The sequence below is a fragment of the Streptomyces sp. NPDC017936 genome, from assembly GCF_044328485.1.
Classification (GTDB): Bacteria; Actinomycetota; Actinomycetes; order Streptomycetales; family Streptomycetaceae; genus Streptomyces.
The window spans coordinates 157,154-177,818 of the sequence record NZ_JBIRHK010000005.1 but is presented as its reverse complement, the minus strand read 5'-3'; the positions used below and the strand labels follow the sequence as shown (position 1 = coordinate 177,818).

General features: G+C 72.8%; 16 protein-coding genes and 1 pseudogene. 8 read left to right on the top strand and 9 right to left on the bottom strand.

What is annotated here, in order from left to right; all coding sequences use genetic code 11:
* Nucleotides 1-172: 172 nt before the first annotated feature.
* Nucleotides 173-1,300, bottom strand: a complete 1,128-nt coding sequence (locus ACH4F6_RS12600) for a lipid II:glycine glycyltransferase FemX (protein WP_397960011.1) — start codon at nt 1,298-1,300, stop codon at nt 173-175.
* A gap of 166 nt (nt 1,301-1,466) precedes the next feature.
* A complete protein-coding gene (locus ACH4F6_RS12595) occupies nt 1,467-4,646 on the bottom strand; it encodes an FAD-binding and (Fe-S)-binding domain-containing protein (protein ID WP_397960009.1) in 3,180 nt (1,059 codons plus the stop codon).
* Between the two features lie 142 nt (nt 4,647-4,788).
* Between ACH4F6_RS12595 and serC the strand changes: the two genes are divergently transcribed.
* Both serC and ACH4F6_RS12585 read left to right on the top strand, forming a co-directional pair.
* A complete protein-coding gene (gene serC, locus ACH4F6_RS12590; RefSeq protein ID WP_397960007.1) occupies nt 4,789-5,907 on the top strand; it encodes a phosphoserine transaminase in 1,119 nt (372 codons plus the stop codon).
* A 99-nt stretch (nt 5,908-6,006) separates the two neighbouring features.
* Nucleotides 6,007-6,669: a class I SAM-dependent methyltransferase gene (locus ACH4F6_RS12585; RefSeq protein WP_397960006.1), complete on the top strand. Its 663-nt coding sequence runs from the start codon at nt 6,007-6,009 to the stop codon at nt 6,667-6,669.
* A 53-nt stretch (nt 6,670-6,722) separates the two neighbouring features.
* On the opposite strand, the gene ACH4F6_RS12580 is transcribed toward ACH4F6_RS12585, so the two are convergent.
* Both ACH4F6_RS12580 and ACH4F6_RS12575 read right to left on the bottom strand, forming a co-directional pair.
* On the bottom strand, nt 6,723-8,261 hold the full coding sequence (locus ACH4F6_RS12580; RefSeq protein WP_397960005.1) for a cellulase family glycosylhydrolase: 1,539 nt from the start codon (nt 8,259-8,261) through the stop codon (nt 6,723-6,725).
* A 232-nt stretch (nt 8,262-8,493) separates the two neighbouring features.
* Nucleotides 8,494-9,474: a WD40 repeat domain-containing protein gene (locus ACH4F6_RS12575; protein ID WP_397960004.1), complete on the bottom strand. Its 981-nt coding sequence runs from the start codon at nt 9,472-9,474 to the stop codon at nt 8,494-8,496.
* Nucleotides 9,475-9,563: 89 nt separating this feature from the next.
* Between ACH4F6_RS12575 and ACH4F6_RS12570 the strand changes: the two genes are divergently transcribed.
* The 3 genes and pseudogenes from ACH4F6_RS12570 to ACH4F6_RS12560 all read left to right on the top strand — a co-directional run bounded on the left by ACH4F6_RS12570 (nt 9,564) and on the right by ACH4F6_RS12560 (nt 11,978).
* Complete coding sequence (locus ACH4F6_RS12570) at nt 9,564-10,238, top strand: GDSL-type esterase/lipase family protein (protein ID WP_397960003.1); 675 nt, start codon at nt 9,564-9,566, stop codon at nt 10,236-10,238.
* 107 nt (nt 10,239-10,345) lie between these two features.
* Nucleotides 10,346-10,940 (top strand): annotated as a pseudogene (locus tag ACH4F6_RS12565) (Uma2 family endonuclease).
* A gap of 48 nt (nt 10,941-10,988) precedes the next feature.
* Nucleotides 10,989-11,978 carry an aldo/keto reductase gene (locus ACH4F6_RS12560; protein ID WP_397960002.1) on the top strand — a complete coding sequence of 330 codons (990 nt, stop codon included), beginning with the start codon at nt 10,989-10,991 and terminating at the stop codon, nt 11,976-11,978.
* A gap of 246 nt (nt 11,979-12,224) precedes the next feature.
* On the opposite strand, the gene thpR is transcribed toward ACH4F6_RS12560, so the two are convergent.
* The 3 genes from thpR to ACH4F6_RS12545 form a co-directional block, all read right to left on the bottom strand.
* Nucleotides 12,225-12,797, bottom strand: coding sequence for an RNA 2',3'-cyclic phosphodiesterase (gene thpR, locus ACH4F6_RS12555; RefSeq protein ID WP_397960001.1), 573 nt, complete (start codon nt 12,795-12,797; stop codon nt 12,225-12,227).
* Nucleotides 12,798-12,954: 157 nt separating this feature from the next.
* On the bottom strand, nt 12,955-14,364 hold the full coding sequence (locus tag ACH4F6_RS12550; RefSeq protein ID WP_397960000.1) for an MFS transporter: 1,410 nt from the start codon (nt 14,362-14,364) through the stop codon (nt 12,955-12,957).
* 25 nt (nt 14,365-14,389) lie between these two features.
* Nucleotides 14,390-14,827, bottom strand: a complete 438-nt coding sequence (locus ACH4F6_RS12545; RefSeq protein WP_397959999.1) for a MarR family winged helix-turn-helix transcriptional regulator — start codon at nt 14,825-14,827, stop codon at nt 14,390-14,392.
* A gap of 166 nt (nt 14,828-14,993) precedes the next feature.
* Here ACH4F6_RS12545 and ACH4F6_RS12540 point away from each other — a divergent pair, with 166 nt between their 5' ends.
* Nucleotides 14,994-15,176, top strand: coding sequence for a ribbon-helix-helix protein, CopG family (locus tag ACH4F6_RS12540; RefSeq protein ID WP_397959998.1), 183 nt, complete (start codon nt 14,994-14,996; stop codon nt 15,174-15,176).
* A gap of 25 nt (nt 15,177-15,201) precedes the next feature.
* Here the strand turns inward: ACH4F6_RS12540 and ACH4F6_RS12535 are convergent, their stop codons facing one another.
* Entirely contained in the window at nt 15,202-16,653 is a 1,452-nt protein-coding gene (locus tag ACH4F6_RS12535; protein ID WP_397959997.1) for an NCS2 family permease, read from the bottom strand.
* A gap of 171 nt (nt 16,654-16,824) precedes the next feature.
* On the opposite strand from ACH4F6_RS12535, the gene ACH4F6_RS12530 reads away from it, so the two are divergent.
* Both ACH4F6_RS12530 and ACH4F6_RS12525 read left to right on the top strand, forming a co-directional pair.
* Nucleotides 16,825-17,115 (top strand): DUF2530 domain-containing protein, encoded by a 291-nt coding sequence (locus tag ACH4F6_RS12530; RefSeq protein WP_397959996.1) that lies wholly within the window; start codon nt 16,825-16,827, stop codon nt 17,113-17,115.
* Nucleotides 17,116-17,225: 110 nt separating this feature from the next.
* Nucleotides 17,226-19,592, top strand: coding sequence for an HAD-IC family P-type ATPase (locus ACH4F6_RS12525; RefSeq protein WP_397959995.1), 2,367 nt, complete (start codon nt 17,226-17,228; stop codon nt 19,590-19,592).
* Between the two features lie 99 nt (nt 19,593-19,691).
* On the opposite strand, the gene ACH4F6_RS12520 is transcribed toward ACH4F6_RS12525, so the two are convergent.
* Nucleotides 19,692-20,609 carry a hypothetical protein gene (locus ACH4F6_RS12520; RefSeq protein WP_397959994.1) on the bottom strand — a complete coding sequence of 306 codons (918 nt, stop codon included), beginning with the start codon at nt 20,607-20,609 and terminating at the stop codon, nt 19,692-19,694.
* Between the last annotated feature and the right edge of the window lie 56 nt (nt 20,610-20,665).

Sequence of the window (20,665 nt, the reverse complement as noted above, 5' to 3'; positions counted from 1 at the left end):
ACGACGGTACGTTCATCAAGGTGTACCAGTGGGTCCACAGTAATGGACTCCCGTCAGCACTGTGAAGCCCCGATGCGACTGTCGAGGCGACATCTCACATGGCGGAACGGTCGCCGTGGGCGCCTGAGCGAGGCCCTCCGGTGGCGAGGTCCCGGGCGCGGGCCCGTGCGTCTCAGCGCCGGCGCGCCATGTACACATCCAGCGCCTTGTGCAGGAGCCGGTTCAGCGGGAAGTCCCACTCCCCCAGGTACTCCACGGCCCGCCCGCCCGTGCCGACCTTGAAGCGGAGCAGGCCGAGGAGGTGGTTCGAGTCCTCCAGGGTGTCGGTGATGCCCCGCAGGTCGTAGACGGAGGCGCCGAGCGCGTGGGCGTCGCTCATCATGCGCCACTGCAGGGCGTTGTTGGGCTGGACCTCGCGCCGGCGGCTGGTGGAGGCGCCGTAGGAGTACCAGACGTGCCGGCCGACGGTGAGCATGGTGGCCGCGGCGAGGACCTCGCCGTCGTGGTGGGCGAGGTAGAGCCGCATGCGGTCGGGGTGCTCGGCGTTCAGCGCGGTCCACATGCGCTGGAAGTAGGCGAGCGGGCGCGGGACGAAGCGGTCGCGCGCGGCGGTCTCGGTGTAGAGGGTGTGGAAGGCCTGGAGGTCCTCGGGGCCGCCCCGGACCACCTTCACGCCCGCCTTCTCCGCCTTCTTGATGTTGCGCCGCCACTGCTGGTTGAGACCGCGGTGGATCTCCTCCAGCGTGCGGCCCTCGTACGGCACCTGGAAGACGTAGCGGGGCTGCCCGGCCGCGAAGCCCTCCTCGCCGCCGGGGTCGGTCTGCCGCCACCCGGCCCGGCGCAGACGGCCGGCGACGTCGAGGGCGCGCTGTTCGGTCGAGGTGGCCTCGGCGTCCCGCAGGCGACGGGTCGCGGGATCGGCGATCGCGGCCTTGACGGCGTCGGCGCTCCAGCGCCGTACGACGACGGGCGGGCCCATCTTGACCGAGAACGCCCCGCGCGCCTCGAGGTGGGCCAGCATCGGCGCCAGCCAGCGCTCGACGAGATCCGGCGCGTACCAGTCGACGAGCGGCCCCTCGGGCAGGTACGCGAGGTACTTCCGCAGCTTCGGCAGCGGCCGCAGCAGCACCAGGCCCGCTCCGACGAGCCGGTCCCCCTCGTCGAACCAGCCCAGGCTCTCCGCCCGCCAGTCCGGCTTCACGTCACCCCACGCGGGGATCTGCGTATGGCTGGCCGAGGGCAGGCCCGCGACGTACGCCAGGTGCTCGTCCCGGCTGATCGGCTGGATTCGCAGGCTCATGCGGGGCTCCTCTCGACAGCCGCTCCCTTGCGGTGATCTTGCAGACTACGCGTCCGCGGTCGTCGCGGCGGGCATGCGCGACGCCTGTCGCGCACCGGTCACCGGACAGGCCGTCGGGCGGAAGGCGGAAGGCGGAAAGCGGACGCCCGAGGACGGGGGCTCGCCGTCACCGGTGCGCCGACGGGTCGTCGGGCAGCGCCTCGGCCAGGACTTCCGCCAGGTGCCGTCCGCGCACCCCCGCCAGCTGCTCCAGCTGCGTCCGGCAGGAGAATCCGTCCGCCAGGACCACCGCGTCCCGCGGCGCCTCCCGCACGGCCGGCAGGAGCTGTTCCTCCGCGCACGCCCTGGACACCTCGAAGTGCCCCTTCTCGAAGCCGAAGTCGCCGGCGAGGCCGCAGCAGCCGCCGCTCAGGTCGCCGGTGAGGCCGGCGGCCTCGCGCAGCCGGCGGTCGGCGCCGTCGCCCAGGACCGCGTGCTGGTGGCAGTGGGTCTGGCCGGCCGCCGGGCGGTCCAGGCGCGGCGGGCGCCAGTCGGGGGCGTGCCGCTGAAGGGTCTCCGCGAAGGTCAGGACCCGGGCGGCGAGGCGGGCCGCGCGCGGGTCGTCGGGCAGCAGCCCGGGCAGGTCGCCGCGCAGGGCGGCCGCGCAGCTCGGCTCCAGCACGACCACCGGCACGTCGGTCTCCAGCACCGGCTCCATGAGGTCGAGGGTGCAGCGCAGCACCGCGCGCGCGTGATCGAGCTGGCCGGTGGAGAGGTACGTCAGGCCGCAGCAGACCCGGCCGCGGCGGGCCGTCAGCAGCGCGGCCGCGGACCTCGACCGGCCGTCCGCGACCGGGCGTCCCCGCATCAGCAGGGTCGGCGGGAGCGCCACCCGCAGCCCGGCCGCCTCCAGCACGCGGACGGCCGCCCGGCCGACGGACGGCGCGAGGTGCTCGGTGAAGGTGTCGGGCCACAGCACGACCAGCGCACCGGCACCCGCACCGGCGGCCCGCGCCTCCGGCCCGGCGGGGCTCGGCGCACCGGCGTCCGCGCCCACACCCGTACCCGCGGCCCGGACCTCCGGCCCGACGGACCCCGGCACACCGGCACCCGCACCGGCACCCCCGGCCTGCGCCTCCGGCCCACCGGCACCCGACGACCCACCGGAACCCGGCAGCACGCCGGCACCCGACAACCCGCCGGAACCCGGCAGCACGCCGGCACCCGACAACCCGCCGGAACCCGACGGCCCGCCCGGACGCGGCGGCCCGCCCGGACGCGGCGGCCCGCCCCCCTCAGCCGTCCCGCCCCGCCCCCGCCGGCGCCACCACGCGCTGAACGTCTCCCGGGCCAGTCGGGGGATCTCCCGCTCGGGGGCGATGCCGCCCAGCCGTTTCGCGGCGGCGGCCAGGGGACGGACCGAGGCCAGCGCGTTGATCACGGCCACCGCGCGGGTGCGGCTCGCCCAGCGCAGCCACACCGGCAGGCGGCCCATGCTGTAGTGGGCGGCGGGGCGGCGGCGTCCCGCCCAGTGGTGGTGGAGGAACTCCGCCTTGTACGTGGCCATGTCGACCCCGACCGGGCAGTCGGAGCGGCAGCCCTTGCAGGCCAGGCACAGGTCGAGGGCGTCGCGGACCTCCGTGGAGCGCCAGCCGTCGGTGACCAGCTCGCCCGCCAGCATCTCGTGCAGCAGGCGGGCCCGGCCGCGCGTGGAGTGCCGCTCCTCCCCGGTGACCCGGAACGACGGGCACATCACGGCCGGCCCGGCCGCCGTCGTCGTACGGCACTTGGCGACGCCGACGCAGCGGCGGACCGCGGCGGAGAAGTCGCCGCCATCGCCGGGGTAGCCGAAGGCCACGTCGACGGGTCCGCGGGGCAGGACGGAGAAGCGGAGGTTGCCGTCCAGGGGCGCGGGGCGGACCAGCATGCCGGGGTTGAGCAGGTCGTCCGGGTCCCAGACGCCCTTGGCCCGCTCGAAGAGGCGGACCAGGTCCTCGCCGTACATCACCGGCAGGAGCTCCGCGCGGGCCTGCCCGTCGCCGTGCTCCCCGGACAGGGAGCCGCCGTGCGACGTGACCAGGCCGGCCAGGTCCTCCGAGAAGCGGCGGAAGCGGCCGACGCCCGCCTCGGTGAGCAGGTCGAAGTCGATGCGGACGTGGACGCAGCCGTCGCCGAAGTGGCCGTACGGGGAGCCGCGCAGGCCGTGGGCGGTCAGCAGGGCGCGGAAGTCGCGCAGGTAGGCGCCGAGCCGGGCGGGCGGGACCGCGCAGTCCTCCCAGCCGGGCCAGGCCTCGGAGCCGTCCGGCATCCGGGTCGCCGTCCCGCTGGCGTCCTCGCGGATGCGCCACAGGGCCCGTTGTCCGGCCGGATCGCTCACCACGGCCGCGTCGACGACGTCCGCCGCCCGCGCGATCTCCCGCGCACGCGCGCGTGCCTCCCCCGCCGTGTTCCCGCCCGTCTCCACGAACAGCCAGGCGGCGCCCCGCGGCAGCCCCGCCGCCGACGGCACCAGGTCGGCCGCCATCCCCTCGACCGTCAGCGGCGCGTACCGCAGCAGCCCGGCCGCGGCCTCGGCGGCGGCGGCCTCGTCGGCGTAGCCCAGGACGGCCAGCGCACGCGCGGGGGGCGCCTCGACGAGGTCGACGACCGCCTCCGTCAGCACGCCCAGCGTGCCCTCCGAACCGCAGAAGGACCGGGCGACGTCGGCGCCCCGCTCGGGCAGCAGCGCGTCCAGCGCGTACCCGGAGATACGGCGGGGCAGGTCGGGGAAGCCGGTGCGCAGCGGCGCGAGCCCGCCCTCGACCAGGTCCCGCAGCCCGTCCGGCGCGCCCGCCCAGTCCCGCCCGAGCCGCAGCCGCCGCCCGCGCGCGGTGACGACGTCCAGCTCCCGGACGTTGTCCGCGGTCGTCCCCCAGGCCACCGAGTGCGACCCGCAGGAGTTGTTGCCGATCATGCCGCCGAGGGTGCACCGGCTGTGCGTGGAGGGGTCGGGGCCGAAGCGGAGCCCGTGCGCGGCGGCGGCCTCCTGGAGCCGGTCGAGGACCAGCCCCGGCTGGACGACGGCGGTCCGCGACCCCGGATCCAAGGTGACCAACCGGTTCAAGTGGCGGGTGAGGTCCAGCACCACGCCCGTGCCCGTCGCCTGCCCGGCGATGGACGTGCCGCCGCCGCGCGCCACCACCGGCACTCCGCGTGTCCGGCACACCTCGAGCACCGCCGCCACGTCGTCGGCGTCCCGCGGTGCGACGACGCCCAGCGGCACCCGTCGGTAGTTCGACGCGTCCATGGTCACCAGGGCCCGGGAGGTGACGTCGAAGCCCACCTCGCCCCGGACCGCCCGGCGCAGCTCCCCCTCGAGATCCGTCATGCCTCCAGCATGCACCCCGTCACTGACAGTGACCGAAACGCCCGGCCGTCCCGTAGGTCCGCACAGCTCCGAACTCCGGATATCTCGTCTCATCGAACGGACACGTTCCCGCACCGTTTCCTCCAGGGGATACGCTCCGGCCGTGGCTGAGATCCAGATTCCTGCTGACATCAAGCCCGCCGACGGTCGATTCGGTGCGGGCCCCTCCAAGGTGCGGGTGGAGGCGCTGGACGCCCTGGCCGCCACCGGCACGTCCCTCCTCGGGACCTCCCACCGCCAGGCCCCGGTCAAGAACCTGGTCGGCAAGGTGCGCGAGGGCATCGCCGAGCTGTTCCGGATCCCGGACGGCTACGAGGTGATCCTCGGCAACGGCGGCTCCACCGCGTTCTGGGACGTCGCGACCCACGGCCTGATCGAGAACAAGTCGCAGCACCTCACCTTCGGCGAGTTCAGCTCCAAGTTCGCCAAGGCCGCCAAGCTCGCCCCCTGGCTCGCCGAGCCCACCGTCGTCTCCTCCGACCCGGGCACGCACCCCGAGGCGCGGGCCGAGGCGGGCGTGGACGTCTACGCGTTCACCCACAACGAGACCTCCACCGGCGTCGCCATGCCGCTCCGGCGGGTGGCCGGCGCCGACGAGGGCTCCCTGGTCCTGGTCGACGCCACCTCCGGCGCCGGCGGCCTCCCCGTCGACATCGCCGAGACCGACGTCTACTACTTCGCCCCGCAGAAGTCCTTCGCCTCCGACGGCGGCCTGTGGATCGGCGTCTTCTCCCCGGCCGCGATCGAGCGCGCCGAGCGGATCCACGCCTCCGGCCGTCACGTCCCGGAGTTCTTCTCGCTCCCCACGGCGATCGACAACTCCCGCAAGAACCAGACGTACAACACCCCGGCGCTGGCCACCCTCTTCCTGCTGAACCAGCAGCTGGAGTGGCTCAACGGCCAGGGCGGCCTCGACTGGGCGGTGCGCCGCACCGCCACCTCCGCCCGCACCCTGTACGGCTGGGCCGAGGACGTCAAGTACGCCAACCCCTTCGTCGCCGACCCGGCCAAGCGCTCCCAGGTCATCGGCACGATCGACTTCAGCGACGAGGTCGACGCGGCGGCCGTCGCCAAGGTCCTGCGCGCCAACGGCATCGTCGACACCGAGCCCTACCGCAAGCTCGGCCGCAACCAGCTGCGCGTCGCCATGTTCCCGGCGATCGATCCAGCGGACGTCGAGGCGCTGACCAAGTGCGTCGACTACGTGATCGAGAAGCTCTGATCACTCCCGTACGGCACGGAAGGGCGCCCGGTGTACACCGGGCGCCCTTCCGTCGTCTCCGCGGTCCTCTCCCCCTTCCCCGGCGAGAGGCTGGGAGCCATGGCGGACGAGAAGGACCTGGCCGACGCCCAGCGCGCCCACCGGCAGGACACGTACGCCGCGCACCCCGGGATGTACGGCGAACGGCCCTCCGACCCCGCGGTGCACGCCGCCGCCCTGTTCCGCGCGGCCGGCGCGGACGACGTCCTGGAGCTCGGCGCCGGGCACGGCCGCGACGCCCTCTTCTTCGCGCGCGAGGGCTTCACCGTGCGGGCCACCGACTTCAGCGCCACCGGCCTCGCCCGACTGCGCCGCGCGGCCGGGGAGCAGGGCGTCACCGAGCGCGTCACCACCCTCGTGCACGACGTCCGCGACCCGCTTCCGCTGCCGGACGACTCGGTGGACGCGGTCTTCGCCCACATGCTGCTGTGCATGGCGCTGTCGACCCCGCGGATCCACGCCCTCGTCGGTGAGATCCGCCGTGTCCTGCGCCCGGGAGGGGTCTTCGTCCACACCGTGCGCCACACCGGCGACGCCCACTACGGCACCGGCCTCGCCCACGGCGACGACATCCACGAGCACGGAGGCTTCGCCGTCCACTTCTCCCCCCGCGCCCTGGTGGACGCCCTGGCGCACGGCTGGACGCTGGAGGAGGTGGTCCCCTTCGAGGAGGGGGAGCTGCCCCGGCGGTTGTGGCGCGTGACGCAGCGGGCGCCCGGGTGAGCGCGGGGCGCCCGGTGGTGCCGGGCGCCCCGGCCCGGTGACGTCACCGGCGGCTAGGCCGCCGTGCAGCTCACGCTCGGCACGCCCGCGCCGCCGGGCGCGCCCCCGAACCCGAAGCCCGCCGAACCGCCGGGCTGGATCGTCCCGTTGTGCGCGGCGTTCGTCGCGGTCACCGTCGCCCCGGTCTGGGTGTACGACGCGTTCCACATGCTGGTGACCTTCTGGGAGCCGGGCCAGGTCCAGGTCACCTTCCAGGAACCGATCGCCGTCGTCCCGGTGTTGGTCACCTTCACGTCGGCGTTGAAGCCGCCGCCCCAGTCGCTGCTGACGGTGTAGGCGGCGGAGCAGGCGGCCGTCCCGCCGCCCGGGTCGCCCGGGTCACCGGGATCGCCGGACCCGGTCCCCGGCGGGAAGCCCGGCGCCTTGATGCTCGCCAGGTAGCCGTCCTTCACCGTGTCCACCGTCGTCCAGTCGTCCTTGAGGATGCCGCCGGTGTCCCCGGAGTTGGGGTTCCAGGACCAGAAGGTCCAGTGGAAGGAGTCGGAGCCGTACGCCGACGTCGAGCGCAGGTAGGAGACCAGCGCCGCCAGCCACTTCTGGTCGGTCGTCGACTGGAGCGTGGTGCCGAACTCGCCGAGCCAGACGGGCGCGATGTTCTGCTGGAAGATGTAGCCCCAGTACTTGTCCCAGATGCCGGGCATGTTCGCGGGGAACGACGGGTCGCTGAACCAGCTCTGCTGGGCGACGCTGGTCGCGTAGTCGTGGGCGGAGTACACCAGCCGGCCGGGGACGTCCAGGCGGACGGGGTACTGGGCGACGCCCATCAGGTTGCCGCCCCACCAGCCGGAGACGCCGTTGAAGGACTGCACGCCCTCCACGAAGACCAGCAGGTCGGGGTTGACGGAGAGGACCGCGTTGCCGGCCCGTTCGGCGGCCAGCCGCCAGTCCCTCGTGGTGTCGCCGCAGCCCCAGCAGGCCGGGTCGTGGGGCTCGTTGTGGAGGTCGATGCCCACGACGGTGGGGTTGCCCCGGTAACGGCCGGCCAGCGCCTTGAGGTTGGCGATCCAGGTCGACTCGGGGACCGCCGAGGTGTACCAGAGCGCCGACTGCCCGGCCGCGTCCGGGCGGTGGCGGTCCAGGATGACCTTCAGGCCGTCCTGGCCGGCGTACGCCACGATCCGGTCCAGGACCTGCAGCGAGGTGAGCCCCTGCAGGTCGGCGTTCTTGCCGCCGTCGAAGCTGATGCTGTCCGGCAGGGTGCCGCTCTTGAGGATGTCGTCGCTGAACGGCAGCCGGAGGGTGTTGTAGCCCAGCGACTTCATCTGGTCGATCATGCTCTTGTAGTCGCGGGACCAGAGGCCGTGGACGACGTGGTTGGAGGTCTCGAAGCCGAACCAGTTGATGCCCGCGACCCGGACCGGCTGTCCGGCCGCGTCCAGGATCCGGCGGCCGCTGGTGTGCCAGTAGCCCGCGCCGGCGTCCGCCGCGCGCACGTCGTCATCGGCCGCGCGGGCGGTCTGCGCGCCCGCCGCCAGCGGTAACAGGAGCGCGGCGACCGCCGCGCACAGCGCTCTTCGCAAGCTGCGGAACATGTGCCTGCTTCCTCTCGGGAGGCGCGGACCGGAACGAGTGGGAGCGCTCCCACCCCGCACCCACCATTGGACGCAGACCACATGAGCACGTCAAGACTTCCGGCGTCACCGGCTCACCCGAGCGACCCCGGGCCGACACCGCGGGCCGACACCCCGGGCCGACGCCACGGGCCGGGCGACGCCACGGGCCGGGCGACGCCACGGGCCTGGCGACCCCGCGGGCGGGCCGGCCTCAGCCCCGCCGGAACAGCCGCCGGAAGCCGAAGAGCACCGCGCACACGGCGGCCAGGGCGAGGGCGCCCGTCTTCACGTTCCCGCTCACCCCCGGACCGCCGTCGCCACCGTCCGAAGCCTGCGAACTCGCGCTCCCCGACGGCGCCCCGGAGCCGTCCGAGGCGCCGGGCGCGTCCTCCGCCCGCACCCCGCTGCCGGTGCCCTCGGTGCCGTACATCAGCTTCGAGCCGTCGGCCGAGTACGTCACGGACTCGCCCTGCTGCTGCAACGGCACGTCGAGCCGCTCCAGCCGCTTCGGCCGGCCGTCGTTCCAGTCGTAGAGGATGCCGCCGAAGTAGCCGCGGACGGCGAGGCGCCGGCCGTCCGGGGAGAAGGCGGCGTCGGTGGCCCACAGGTCGACGGGGGCGACGGGCTCGAAGACGTTCGTGCCGGAGGCGGAGAGCGTGGCCGGGCCCGCGTAGAGGTGCCCGCCGTCCTCCTGCTTGTCGATGATGTAGACCCGCCCGGTCTCCGGGTGCACGACGAGCGACTCGGCGTCGCGGGAGCCGTCCGCGTACCTCACGACGTACTGGGTGGCGCGGACCGCCTGGTCCTTCAGCGTCTTCGGCTCGGGCAGCCGGTAGACCCACACGTGGTCCCAGGCGACGCCGTCGTTGTCCCCGATGTCGCCGACGTAGAGCTGGTCGTCCGGGCCGACGGCGATCGCCTCGACGTCGCGCGGGGTGCCCACGCCGGTCAGGGTGATCGTGGCCACGGTCCGGCCGGTGGCGCTGTCGACCGCGTAGAGGTAGGCGCCGGTGTCCTGGTCGTTGTGCGTCCAGTAGACGCCGGGGTGCTGCCGGCTGGCGGCCAGGCCGCTGGACTCGGTGATCCGGGGGTCCTCGATCGTGAAGCTCCTGTCGCCGTCGGCGGCGGAGGCGGGCGCCGCGAGGGCGGCCGCGAGCAGGGCCCCGGCGAGCAGGGCGAACGGTCGGCGCATGCCCCAAGACTGCCATCCCGCCCGGGTTTTCCGGGTGTCGTGGCAGGTCTCACACCCCACACGTCACAGTGATCCCTCATGATGAGCGGATGCTCAGGTTCATGCCCGTCGGTGACTCCATGACGATCGGCAGCGCCGGTGAACACACCTGGCGTTACCGGCTGTGGCAGCACCTGTGCGCGACGTACGGCGGCCCCTTCACGCTCGTCGGCCCCCGCGAGACGCTGTACGACAAGGCCGCGGACGCCCCCGCGTCGTACGCCTACGCCGAGCCGGACTTCCCCCGCGCCCACCTGGCCGGCTGGGGCGAGGGCTGGCAGCACATGGCCCCGCTGATCGGCGAGGCGGTGCGCGGGAACCGGGCGGACGTCCTGCTGGTCTCCCTGGGCCTGATCGACCTGGGCTTCTACACCAACGCCGAGCAGACCGCGGAGAACGCCCGCGCCTTCGTCGCCGCGGCCCGCGCGGCCAACCCCCGGGTGCGCATGGTCTGGCTGCCGGTGATCCCGAACGTCCGCGCCGCGAACGACGCCCCCTTCGCCGCCGAGGTCGCCGCCTTCAACGTGCTCCTCGAGAAGACCGCGGCCGACCTGGACGACCGCACGTCCCCGGTCCTCCTGGCCTCGGTCCCGGAGACCTGGGACATCCACACCGACACCTACGACGGCACCCACCCCAACGCGAGCGGCGAGCACAAACTGGCGGGGGCGTTCGCGGACGCCATGCACGAGGCGTGGGGGCTGGGCGGGGCGTACGAGGGCTGAGGCGCGCCGCCTGGCACATGCACCCGAGCCCGCGGCCTCGTCACCGTGCGTATCGTTGTACCGCGCGGCTGCACTCGTCCCTGAGGGCAGCCGGGGAGGAGCGCCGGATGACCGTCCTGGAAGACAGGATCGGGATCGCGGTGGCCGATGAGAACACCAAGCGCTTGGACGAGTGGTTCGAGCGGCTTGAGCGACTGCCCGTCCCCGAGGGACACAAGGCCGAGATCGTCGGGGGCTACGTCTGCATGGCTCCGCAGCGGGACCTCCACTGGGAAACCATCCGCGAGATCCCCTGGGCTTTGGAGGACCATTTCGGAAGGCGGCGCGCACGGGTCTTCTCGGACGTCCGGATCGGCTTTCCCGGCCACCAGGACGGCTTCTGCCCCGACGTGGCGAAGCTCCGCGACGGCGCGACGAAGGACGAAGAGGGTCGCTGGCGGTACCAGGACGTCGAGTTCGTCGCGGAGGTCGTCTCGCAGGGGACGGCGCCCAACGACTACGGCCCCGAGAAAACGGCCTACGCGGTCGCCGAGGTCCCGGTGTGCCTCATCGCCGATCCCTACCGGCGCGGGTGCACCGTCCGCACCGAGCCCAAGGACGGCGACTACACGTGTGAGCTCCGCGTCGCCTACGGAACCGACGTCGACATGACCACCCCCCCTCGGCCTCACTCTCGAGACCGACGTGTTCCCCCGCGACTGACCGGACCCGCTTGCCTGGAGCGCACTCGAAGACGTTGGCTTGAGTGCCATGAAGTACACGCAGCTCGGACGCACGGGACTCAAGGTCAGCCGACTGGTCCTCGGGACCATGAACTTCGGACCGCAGACGGACGAAGCCGACAGCCACCGGATCATGGACGCGGCGCTGGACGCCGGCATCAACTTCTTCGACACGGCCAACGTCTACGGGTGGGGCGAGAACAAGGGCCGTACCGAGGAGATCATCGGCACCTGGTTCGCGAAGGGCGGCGACCGGCGCGACAAGGTCGTCCTCGCCACCAAGGTCTACGGGAACATGGGGGCCGACGGCGAGGCCTGGCCCAACCACGACAAGCTGTCCGCGGTGAACATCCGGCGGGCGGTCGACGCGTCGCTCCAGCGGCTGCGGACCGACCACATCGACCTGTACCAGTTCCACCACGTCGACCGCAGCACCCCCTTCGAGGAGATCTGGCAGGCCGTCGACGTCCTCGTCCAGCAGGGCAAGATCCTCTACGCCGGGTCCTCCAACTTCCCCGGCTACAAGATCGCCCAGGCCAACGAGGCCGCCGCCCGGCGCGGGTCGTACGGCCTGGTCAGCGAGCAGTGCCTCTACAACCTCGCCGAGCGGCGCGCCGAGATGGAGGTCATCCCGGCCGCGCAGGACTACGGGCTCGGGGTCATCCCCTGGTCGCCGCTGCACGGCGGGCTGCTCGGCGGTGTGATCAAGAAGCAGGCCGAGGGCGGGCGCCGCGCCTCCGGGCGGGCCGCCGACTCCCTCGCGAACACGACCGTCCGCGCCCAGGTCCAGGCCTACGAGGACCTCCTCGACAAGCACGGGGTGGAGCCCGGCGAGGCCGCGCTGGCCTGGCTGCTCACCCGGCCCGGCGTGACCGGCCCGATCGTCGGCCCGCGCACCGCCGAGCAGCTCGACTCCGCCCTGCGCGCGGTGGAGCTGGAGCTGGGCGAGGAACTCCTGGCGGGCCTGGACGAGGTCTTCCCCGGCCCGGGCCCGTCCCCGGAGGCCTTCGCCTGGTAACGCCTCGAAAGGCACCCCCTCAGGGGCGTGGGGCTCCCGGCGACACGGCGAGCACCACCCCTTGAGGGGCGCGGGGAACCGCGCGACGAGCCACCGGCGACCCGCGGCCGGCCGGCGACGCGCGGTCCCCGGTCCACCGCGCGGCCCACGGAGTCACAGCGCCGCGGCCACCGCCACGACGACGAACATCAGCACCAGCACGGCGGCCATGATCCGGTTCCGGGTTTTCGGGTCCACACCCCGAGCCTAACCGGCCCCGCCGAGCGCCCAGCGACCGACCGGCTCGTACCGGGGCTGCTCCCCCGGTCTCCCGGACCTCGGCAGGTTGCTGCGGACCAGCACCAGCTCGTCCACCGTCCACGTCCGGCTCGCGAAGTCGGCGAGGTTCTCGACGTACGGCCTCACGTCCACGGCGTCCCGGCTGCGGGCCACCGTCAGGTGGGCCTTGTAGCGGCGGTGCTCCCCCATGTCCAGGCCGGCCTTGCGCGCCGCCGCCTCCGCCCGGTCGGCCAGCAGCCGCAGCGCCGTCACGTCTCCCGCGGCCCCCGTCCACAGCGCCCGGCCGTGCCCGAACTGTCCCCCGCCCCGCAGCGCCAGCTCGAAGGGCTCCCCGCGGTGCGCGGCCCGCTCCAGCCGTGCCGACAGGTCCGGTACGAGGTCCTCGGCGACCTCCCCGTAGAAGGCGAGCGTGAAGTGCCAGCCGGGACGGCCGGTCCAGCGCAGCCCGTCCGCACCGGGCAGCTTGCGCAGCCCGGCCACGCGGGCGGCGAGCTCGCGGACGACGTCGTCCGGCGGGAGCACGGCGGCGAAGAGTCTCATGCGGCCAGTCTCCCCCCGGCCCCCGCACCCTCGCGCGTGTCCCGGGGGCCGTGGGTAGCGTCGTACCGCGCGGCTGTGCCTGCGGAAGGACAGCCGGGAGGAACGCCACCATGACCGTCCTGGACGACAGGAGCGAGAGGGCCGACCCGGTCCGGCATCACGCGGTCGCGGCCAGCTCCTCCCGTCGTTCCCGCGGCACGAACCGCACCCGCGGATGGCCCTCGTGCCAGCCCACCGACAGCCGCAGGCCGCCGACGCGGGCCAGGACCAGGCCGATGGTCACGGCCGCCGCCGCGGCGATCGCGCCGCCCACCGCGAGGCCCGCCCGGACGCCGTACGCGTCCGTGATCCAGCCGGCGATCGGCGCGCCCACCGGGGAGCCGCCCAGGAAGACCATCATGTAGAGGGCCATGACGCGGCCGCGCATGGCCGGGTCGGTGCCCATCTGGATGCTGGTGTTCGCGGTGACGTTGACCGTCATGCCGAACATGCCGATCGGGGCCATCAGCAGCGCGAACAGCCACAGCGAGGGAGCGACGGCGGCCACCAGCTCCACCAGGCCGAACGCCACCGCCGCCGCGACCAGCACCCGCATCCGGGCCGTGCCGCGGCGGGCCGCCAGCAGCGCGCCGACCAGCGAGCCCACCGCCATCAGCGTGTTGAAGAGGCTGTAGGAGCCCGCGCCCGCGTGGAAGACGTCGTCGGCGAAGGCGGAGAGGTAGACGGGGAAGTTGAAGCCGAAGGTGCCGACGAAACCGACCAGGACGATCGTCCAGATCAGGTCCGGGCGGCCGGCCACGTAGTGCAGCCCCTCCCGCAGCTGGCCCTTGCCGCGCGGGGCGCGCTCGACGACGTGCAGTTCGCGGGCGCGCATCAGCAGCAGGCCGGCGATGGGCGCGACGAAGGACAGGCCGTTGCACAGGAACGCCCAGCCGGTGCCCACGCCGGTGATCATCAGACCGGCGACGGCCGGGCCGACCAGGCGGGCGGACTGGAAGTTCGCGGAGTTCAGGCTGACCGCGTTCTGGAGCTGGCCGGGGCCGACCATCTCGGAGACGAAGGACTGGCGGGCCGGGTTGTCGACGACGGTCGCGAGACCGACGGCGAAGGCGGCGACGTAGACGTGCCAGACCTGGACGTGTCCGGAGAGGGTGAGCAGCGCGAGCGCGATGCCGGTGACGGCCATCGCCGTCTGGGTGAACAGGAGCGCGCGGCGCTTGGGCAGGCGGTCGACGAGGACGCCGCCGTACAGGCCGAACAGCAGCATCGGCAGGAACTGCAGGGCCGTGGTGACGCCCACGGCGGTGGCGGAGCCGGTGAGGCTGAGCACCAGCCAGTCCTGGGCGATGCGCTGCATCCAGGTGCCGATGTTGGACACGACCTGGCCCAGGAAGAACAGGCGGTAGTTCCTGACCTTCAGGGAGCTGAACATCGAGGATCCGCGGGGCTCGCGGGACGGGGCCTGCGGGGTGACCGCGGTGTTCCGGGGGGACCGGGTGTCGTGGGTGGTCGGGGTGTCGTGGGTGGCCGGTGCGGGGGCGGAGTCTGCTCCGGGTCCCGTACTCAAAAGTGTTCGCCTCCTCGTGGACTGCCTACAGGTGTGCGAGCTTCTCCAGCACGGGGGCGGCGGCGCGCAGCTTGGCCCACTCGTCCTCGTCGAGGCCGTCGACCAGGGAGGCGAGGAACGCGTTCCGCTTGCGGCGGCTCTCCTCGAGCATGGTCTCGGCCTGCTCGGTCCTGGTGACGACCTTCTGGCGCCGGTCGTCCGGGTGCGGCTCCAGCCGGACCAGGCCCTTGGCCTCCAGCAGCGCGACGATGCGGGTCATCGACGGCGGCTGCACGTGCTCCTTGCGGGCGAGCTCCCCCGGGGTGGCGCTGCCGCACAGGGAGAGGGTGCCGAGCACCGACATCTCGGTCGGGCTCAGCGACTCGTCGACCCGCTGGTGCTTGAGCCGACGGGACAGCCGCATCACGGCGGATCGCAGGGAGTTCACGGCGGCGGCATCGTCGCCATGGCTAAGGTCCGGCATGTTCTTTAGCGTAACTCATTACCCTCGCTAAGGACCAGCGTGGAGGTGCCCCGCTGCCCGTGACGCGCGCCACTGAACCGCACCCCCACCCGAATATCACTCATACGGGTGATAGGCAGGCGGAACGTCACTCACCGCCCCGAACCGTGCAGCGACCCTCGTACCCATGGGGACCAGCGTGCTCAGCCTGCGAATAGACCACGACCTGCTCGAACGGCTGCGGCACCACGCCGCCAAACGGGGAATGAGCGTCCAGGACTATGTCGTCCGGACGCTCATTCGGGATGACTTCGACCAGCGGTTCCAGACCGCCGTCGAGGAGACGGAGAAGTTCTACGGGCTCACGTGAGGCGTCCCCGGCCGGGGACCGCGGCTCAGGTGAGGCCGAGGGCCGGCATCAGGTAGTAGAAGGCGAACACGGCGGAGACCACGTACATCGGCGCCGGCACCTCCCGGCCGCGCCCGGCCGCCAGGCGCAGGACCACGAAGGTGATGAAGCCCATGCCGATGCCGTTGGTGATCGAGTACGTGAACGGCATCATCACCATCGTGATGAAGGCCGGCATGGCGATCGTGTAGTCGGCCCAGTCGATCTCCTTGACGGAGTTCGCCAGGATCAGGAAGCCCACCGCGAGCAGGGCGGGGGTGGCGGCCTGGGCCGGGACCATCGTGGCGACCGGGGTCAGGAAGAGGGCGACGGCGAAGAGACCGCCGGTGACGAGGTTCGCGAGGCCGGTGCGGGCGCCCTCGCCGACGCCGGCGGTGGACTCGACGAAGGCGGTGGTGGCGGAGGAGGAGCTGGCGCCGCCCGCGGCGACGGCGAGGCCGTCGACGAACAGGACCTTGTTGATGCCGGGCATCTCGCCCTTGGCGTTGGTCAGCTTGGCCTCGTCGGAGACGCCCATGATCGTGCCCATCGCGTCGAAGAAGCACGACAGCAGGACCGTGAAGACGAAGAGGACACCGGTCAGCACGCCGACCTTGCCGAACCCGCCGAAGAGGCTGACCTCGCCGATCAGGCCGAAGTCGGGGGTGTCGAGGGGGTTGCCGGGCCACTCCGGAGTGGTGAGGCCCCAGCTCGGCACGTCGGCGACGGCGTTGACGACCAGCCCCAGGACGGTCATCGCGACGATCGAGATGAGGATCGCGCCGGGGACCTTGCGGACGATCAGCGCCAGGGTGAGCAGCGCGCCCAGCACGAAGACCAGCACCGGCCAGCCGTTGAGGTGGCCGTCGGCGCCGAGCTGGAGCGGGACGGTGGTGTGGGCGGCGTCCGGGATGCGGGAGACGAACCCGGAGTCCACGAGCCCGATCAGCATGATGAACAGGCCGATGCCGATGGAGATCGCCTTGCGCAGCCCGAACGGCACGGCGTTCATGACGCGCTCGCGCAGACCGGTGGCGACCAGGAGCATGACCACGAAGCCGGCCAGCACCACCATGCCCATCGCGTCCGCCCAGGACATCCGGGGCGCGAGCTGGAGGGCGACGACGGAGTTGACGCCGAGACCGGCGGCCAGCGCGATCGGCACGTTGCCGATGACGCCCATCAGCAGCGTCGTGAACGCCGCGGACACACAGGTCGCGGTGACCAGCTGGCCGTTGTCGAGCTGGTGCCCGTACATGTCCTTCGCGCTGCCGAGGATGATCGGGTTCAGCACGATGATGTACGCCATCGCGAAGAAGGTGGCGAAACCGCCGCGGACCTCACGGGCCAGGGTGCTGCCCCGCTCGGAGATCTTGAAATAGCGGTCGAGCGCGCCGTACGCGGGCGCGCCGCCCGGCTCTTCGGGCGCGGGAACCTTGGCGGGGGCCGAGGTGGACATGCGGAACCTCAATCACCGGCGGACTTCCCCCAGCCGCTTCGGTGCTTCCTACGAAGATAAGTGGTCAGATACAAACGGTTTCAGTATGAACATATGAGGACCAGAACGCTATCTCCGCGCGTAGACACCGGCGGCCCGTGTCGCGGCCGGCGCGCCTCGTAAGCTGTGCCCATGGCGAAGTGGACCCCCCAGCACGAGGCGCCGGAGCCCCTGGAGGGCCCCGTGGTCGCCACCATCACCGGCGGCACGATCCTCTGGTTCGTGCTGTTCCTCGTGCAGCTCCCCTTCTACGGCTGGTTCGACGACCACGGCCACCTGTGGTGGCTGTGGACCTGCCTGGCCGGCGCGGGCCTCGGGCTCATCGGCATCTGGTACGTCCGCAAGCGGGACGCGGCGCTCAGGCGGGCGGCCGCCGGGGAGCGGGAAGCGGGACCGAGCAGGGACGGGGTCCGGACCGAGTAGGGGCCGGGCGGGCGGCCCGTGGTACCACCGCACGACGTCCCTCCTTCCCAGGTCGGATCTTCCCGGCATCCGGCGGGTGAACGCCCCCGTCCGCACGTACCGTCGATTCCATGACCCATACCGACGCCACCGCCCCGGCGCTCCCGGCGACCGGTCTCACCACCGCCGAGGTCGCGGAGCGCGTCGCGCGCGGTCAGGTCAACGACGTGCCCGTCCGCAGCAGCCGCGGCGTCGGCGAGATCGTCCGGGCCAACGTCTTCACCCGGTTCAACGCCATCATCGGCGTGCTCTGGCTGATCATGCTGTTCGTCGCGCCGATCCAGGACGGCCTGTTCGGGTTCGTCATCCTCGCCAACACCGGCATCGGCATCATCCAGGAGTGGCGGGCCAAGAAGACCCTCGACTCCCTGGCCGTGATCGGCGAGGCCCGGCCCACCGTCCGCCGCGACGGCATCGCCGTCGTGGTCGGCACCTCCGCCCTCGTCCTGGACGACCTCATCGAGGTCGGACCCGGCGACAAGATCGTCGTGGACGGCGTCTGCGTCGAGGCCGACGGCCTGGAGATCGACGAGTCCCTGCTGACCGGCGAGGCCGACCCCGTCGTCAAACGGCCCGGGGAGGAGGTCCTGTCCGGCAGCTTCGTCGTCGCCGGCGGCGGCGCCTTCCGCGCCACGAAGGTCGGCCGCGAGGCCTACGCCGCCCAGCTCGCCGAGGAGGCCTCCCGGTTCACCCTCGTCCACTCCGAGCTGCGCTCCGGCATCTCCACGATCCTCAAGTACGTGACGTGGATGATGGTCCCGGCCGCGCTCGGGCTGGTCGTCACCCAGCTCGTCGTCAAGGAGAACGACCTCAAGGACTCCGTCGCGCGCACCGTCGGCGGCATCGTCCCGATGGTCCCGGAGGGGCTGGTCCTGCTCACCTCCGTCGCCTTCGCCATCGGCGTCATCCGCCTCGGCCGCCGGCAGTGCCTCGTCCAGGAGCTCCCGGCGATCGAGGGCCTCGCCCGCGTCGACACCGTCTGCCTGGACAAGACCGGCACCCTCACCGAGGGCGGCATGGACGTCACCGAGGTGCGCCCCCTGGGCGGCAGCGACGCCGGCTACGTACGGCGGGTCCTCGGGGCGCTCGGCGAGTCCGACCCGCGCCCCAACGCCTCGCTCCAGGCGATCATCGACGCCTTCCCGGACGCCGACGACTGGCGCTGCACCGAGTCGCTCCCCTTTTCCTCGGCCCGCAAGTACAGCGGCGCCGCCTTCAGCGAGGGCGACGGCGAGACCAGCACCTGGCTGCTCGGCGCCCCCGACGTGCTGCTGCCCGCCGGCGACCCCGCCCTCGCCGACACCGAGCGGCTCAACGAGCAGGGCCTGCGCGTGCTGCTGCTCGCCCGTGCCGCCCGCGACCTCGACGACCCCGAGGTCGCCCGCGGGGCCCGCGCCACCGCCCTCGTCGTCCTGGAGCAGCGGCTGCGCCCCGACGCCGCCGACACCCTGCGCTACTTCGCCGAGCAGGACGTGCGGGCCAAGGTCATCTCCGGCGACAACGCGGTCTCGGTCGGCGCCGTCGCCACCAAGCTGGGCCTCCGGGCCCGTACGGTCGACGCGCGCCGGCTGCCGGCCGAACGGGACGGCATGGGCCGGGCCCTCGACGAGGGCACCGTCTTCGGACGGGTCACCCCGCAGCAGAAGCGGGACATGGTCGGCGCCCTCCAGGCGCGCGGGCACACGGTGGCGATGACCGGGGACGGCGTCAACGACGTCCTCGCGCTGAAGGACGCGGACATCGGCGTGGCGATGGGCTCGGGCTCCGAGGCGACCCGGGCCGTGGCGCAGATCGTGCTGCTGGACAACAGCTTCGCCACCCTGCCGTCGGTGGTGGCGGAGGGCCGGCGGGTCATCGGCAACATCACCCGGGTGGCGACCCTGTTCCTGGTGAAGACGGTCTACTCGGTGCTGCTGGCGCTGCTGGTGGTGTGCTGGCAGGTGGAGTACCCCTTCCTGCCCCGCCACCTGACCCTGCTCTCCACCCTCACCATCGGCGTCCCGGCCTTCTTCCTCGCCCTGGCCCCCAACAACGAACGGGCCCGGCCCCACTTCGTGCGCCGGGTCATGCGGTACGCGATCCCGGGCGGGATCGTGGCGGGGGTGGCGACCTTCGTGACCTATCTGATCGCCGGCCGCCACTACACGGGCGAGGGCGCGCTGGACGCCGAGACGAGCGCCGCGACGCTCACGCTGTTCCTGGTCTCGATGTGGGTGCTGGCGGTCGTCGCCCGCCCCTACACCTGGTGGCGGATCGCGCTGGTGGCGGCGATGGGCGGGTGCTTCCTGGTCGTGCTGGTGGTGCCGTGGCTCCAGGAGTTCTTCGCGCTGCGGCTGGTCGGGGTGACGATGCCGTGGATCGCGGTGGGCGTCGCGGTGGTGGCGTCCGCAGCCCTGGAACTCCTGTGGAAGTGGGTCGACCGCCGCTTCCCCGCCTAGGGTCCGGCGGGGAAGCGGCGGGGCCGGCGGACACGCGAAGGCCCGGTCCCCGCCGGCTGCGGGGACCGGGCCTCCCGGGCCGGCCAGGGCCCGGTGACGTCAGCGCACGTCGATGAAGTCACCCGCGGCGGCGACCGCCGGGGCGGTCGTGGTGCCCACGAAGTTGTAGCGGTAGTAGCCGTCCACCGAGGCCGTGACGGTGGTGGACAGACCGCCGGTGGAGGTGGTCTTGACGCTCTTGACCGTGGAGTAGGTCGAGGAGCCGTTCTTGCGGAACTGGAGCTGCGCGTAGACGCCGGAGTACCCGGTGTACGTGTCGGTGTCCCAGTTGGCGCGGGACAGCTTGCCCGTGACGGTGATGGTCTTGCCCTTCTTCACCGGCTCGGGGGCGGCGTTGGCCGTCAGCGTGGTGTGGCGCTGGAGCCGGGCGGTGGCGAGGCCGTCCTGCTCGGCGTAGCCGACCTTGTTCAGGTCGATGTCGTCGGAGGTCGGGTCCTCGCCGTTGTAGGCGATCGCGTAGCCGCCCGCCTTCCAGGTGGTGGCGTCGACGTTGTCCAGCTCGTCGGCCGAGTAGATGTCGACGTAGCCCTTGCACGTGGCGGTGGTGGCCGTCTTCACCGTGCAGGTGGGCCAGGTGTCGCCCCAGAGCAGGTTGTCGATGTTCTGGTAGGACGCGCCGCGGTAGAGCTCCACGTCCAGGAAGAAGTCGTCCGCGGTGATGTCGACGTCCGCGGCGTGGGTGACCGTGAACGCCACGGGGACGTGGGCGTGGTTGGTGGGGCCCACCACGATCGGCTTGCCGCCGTTGACCGTGACGCCGGAGAACTTCAGGTTCAGCGCGTAGGGGGTACCGGTGTCGCTGCCGGTGTACGCGGTCTTGCCGGAGGCGGCCCGGTGCGCGGCCGCGGAGATGTCGGCCTTGCTCGGCGAGCCGTCGACGGCCTGCGCGGCCGGCACGGCGAAGGCGGAGAGGGCCAGGGCGCCGGTGACGGCGGCCACGGTGGCACGAATGCGCATGCATGTCCCAAGTGGAGAAGGGGCCGACCGGGCGGATGCCCGCGGTGAGCCCGAGT

Bases quoted from the DNA above. Each gene is read 5' to 3' on its own strand.
- ACH4F6_RS12545 (WP_397959999.1), bottom strand. From the start codon at position 14,827: ATGCCGGACCTTAGCCATGGCGACGATGCCGCCGCCGTGAACTCCCTG.
- ACH4F6_RS12575 (WP_397960004.1), bottom strand. From the start codon at position 9,474: ATGCGCCGACCGTTCGCCCTGCTCGCCGGGGCCCTGCTCGCGGCCGCC.
- ACH4F6_RS12595 (WP_397960009.1), bottom strand. From the start codon at position 4,646: ATGACGGATCTCGAGGGGGAGCTGCGCCGGGCGGTCCGGGGCGAGGTG.
- ACH4F6_RS12580 (WP_397960005.1), bottom strand. From the start codon at position 8,261: ATGTTCCGCAGCTTGCGAAGAGCGCTGTGCGCGGCGGTCGCCGCGCTC.
- ACH4F6_RS12525 (WP_397959995.1), top strand. From the start codon at position 17,226: ATGACCCATACCGACGCCACCGCCCCGGCGCTCCCGGCGACCGGTCTC.
- ACH4F6_RS12520 (WP_397959994.1), bottom strand. From the start codon at position 20,609: ATGCGCATTCGTGCCACCGTGGCCGCCGTCACCGGCGCCCTGGCCCTC.
- ACH4F6_RS12600 (WP_397960011.1), bottom strand. From the start codon at position 1,300: ATGAGCCTGCGAATCCAGCCGATCAGCCGGGACGAGCACCTGGCGTAC.
- ACH4F6_RS12535 (WP_397959997.1), bottom strand. From the start codon at position 16,653: ATGTCCACCTCGGCCCCCGCCAAGGTTCCCGCGCCCGAAGAGCCGGGC.
- ACH4F6_RS12530 (WP_397959996.1), top strand. From the start codon at position 16,825: ATGGCGAAGTGGACCCCCCAGCACGAGGCGCCGGAGCCCCTGGAGGGC.
- ACH4F6_RS12560 (WP_397960002.1), top strand. From the start codon at position 10,989: ATGAAGTACACGCAGCTCGGACGCACGGGACTCAAGGTCAGCCGACTG.
- thpR (WP_397960001.1), bottom strand. From the start codon at position 12,797: ATGAGACTCTTCGCCGCCGTGCTCCCGCCGGACGACGTCGTCCGCGAG.
- ACH4F6_RS12570 (WP_397960003.1), top strand. From the start codon at position 9,564: ATGCTCAGGTTCATGCCCGTCGGTGACTCCATGACGATCGGCAGCGCC.
- ACH4F6_RS12540 (WP_397959998.1), top strand. From the start codon at position 14,994: ATGGGGACCAGCGTGCTCAGCCTGCGAATAGACCACGACCTGCTCGAA.
- ACH4F6_RS12585 (WP_397960006.1), top strand. From the start codon at position 6,007: ATGGCGGACGAGAAGGACCTGGCCGACGCCCAGCGCGCCCACCGGCAG.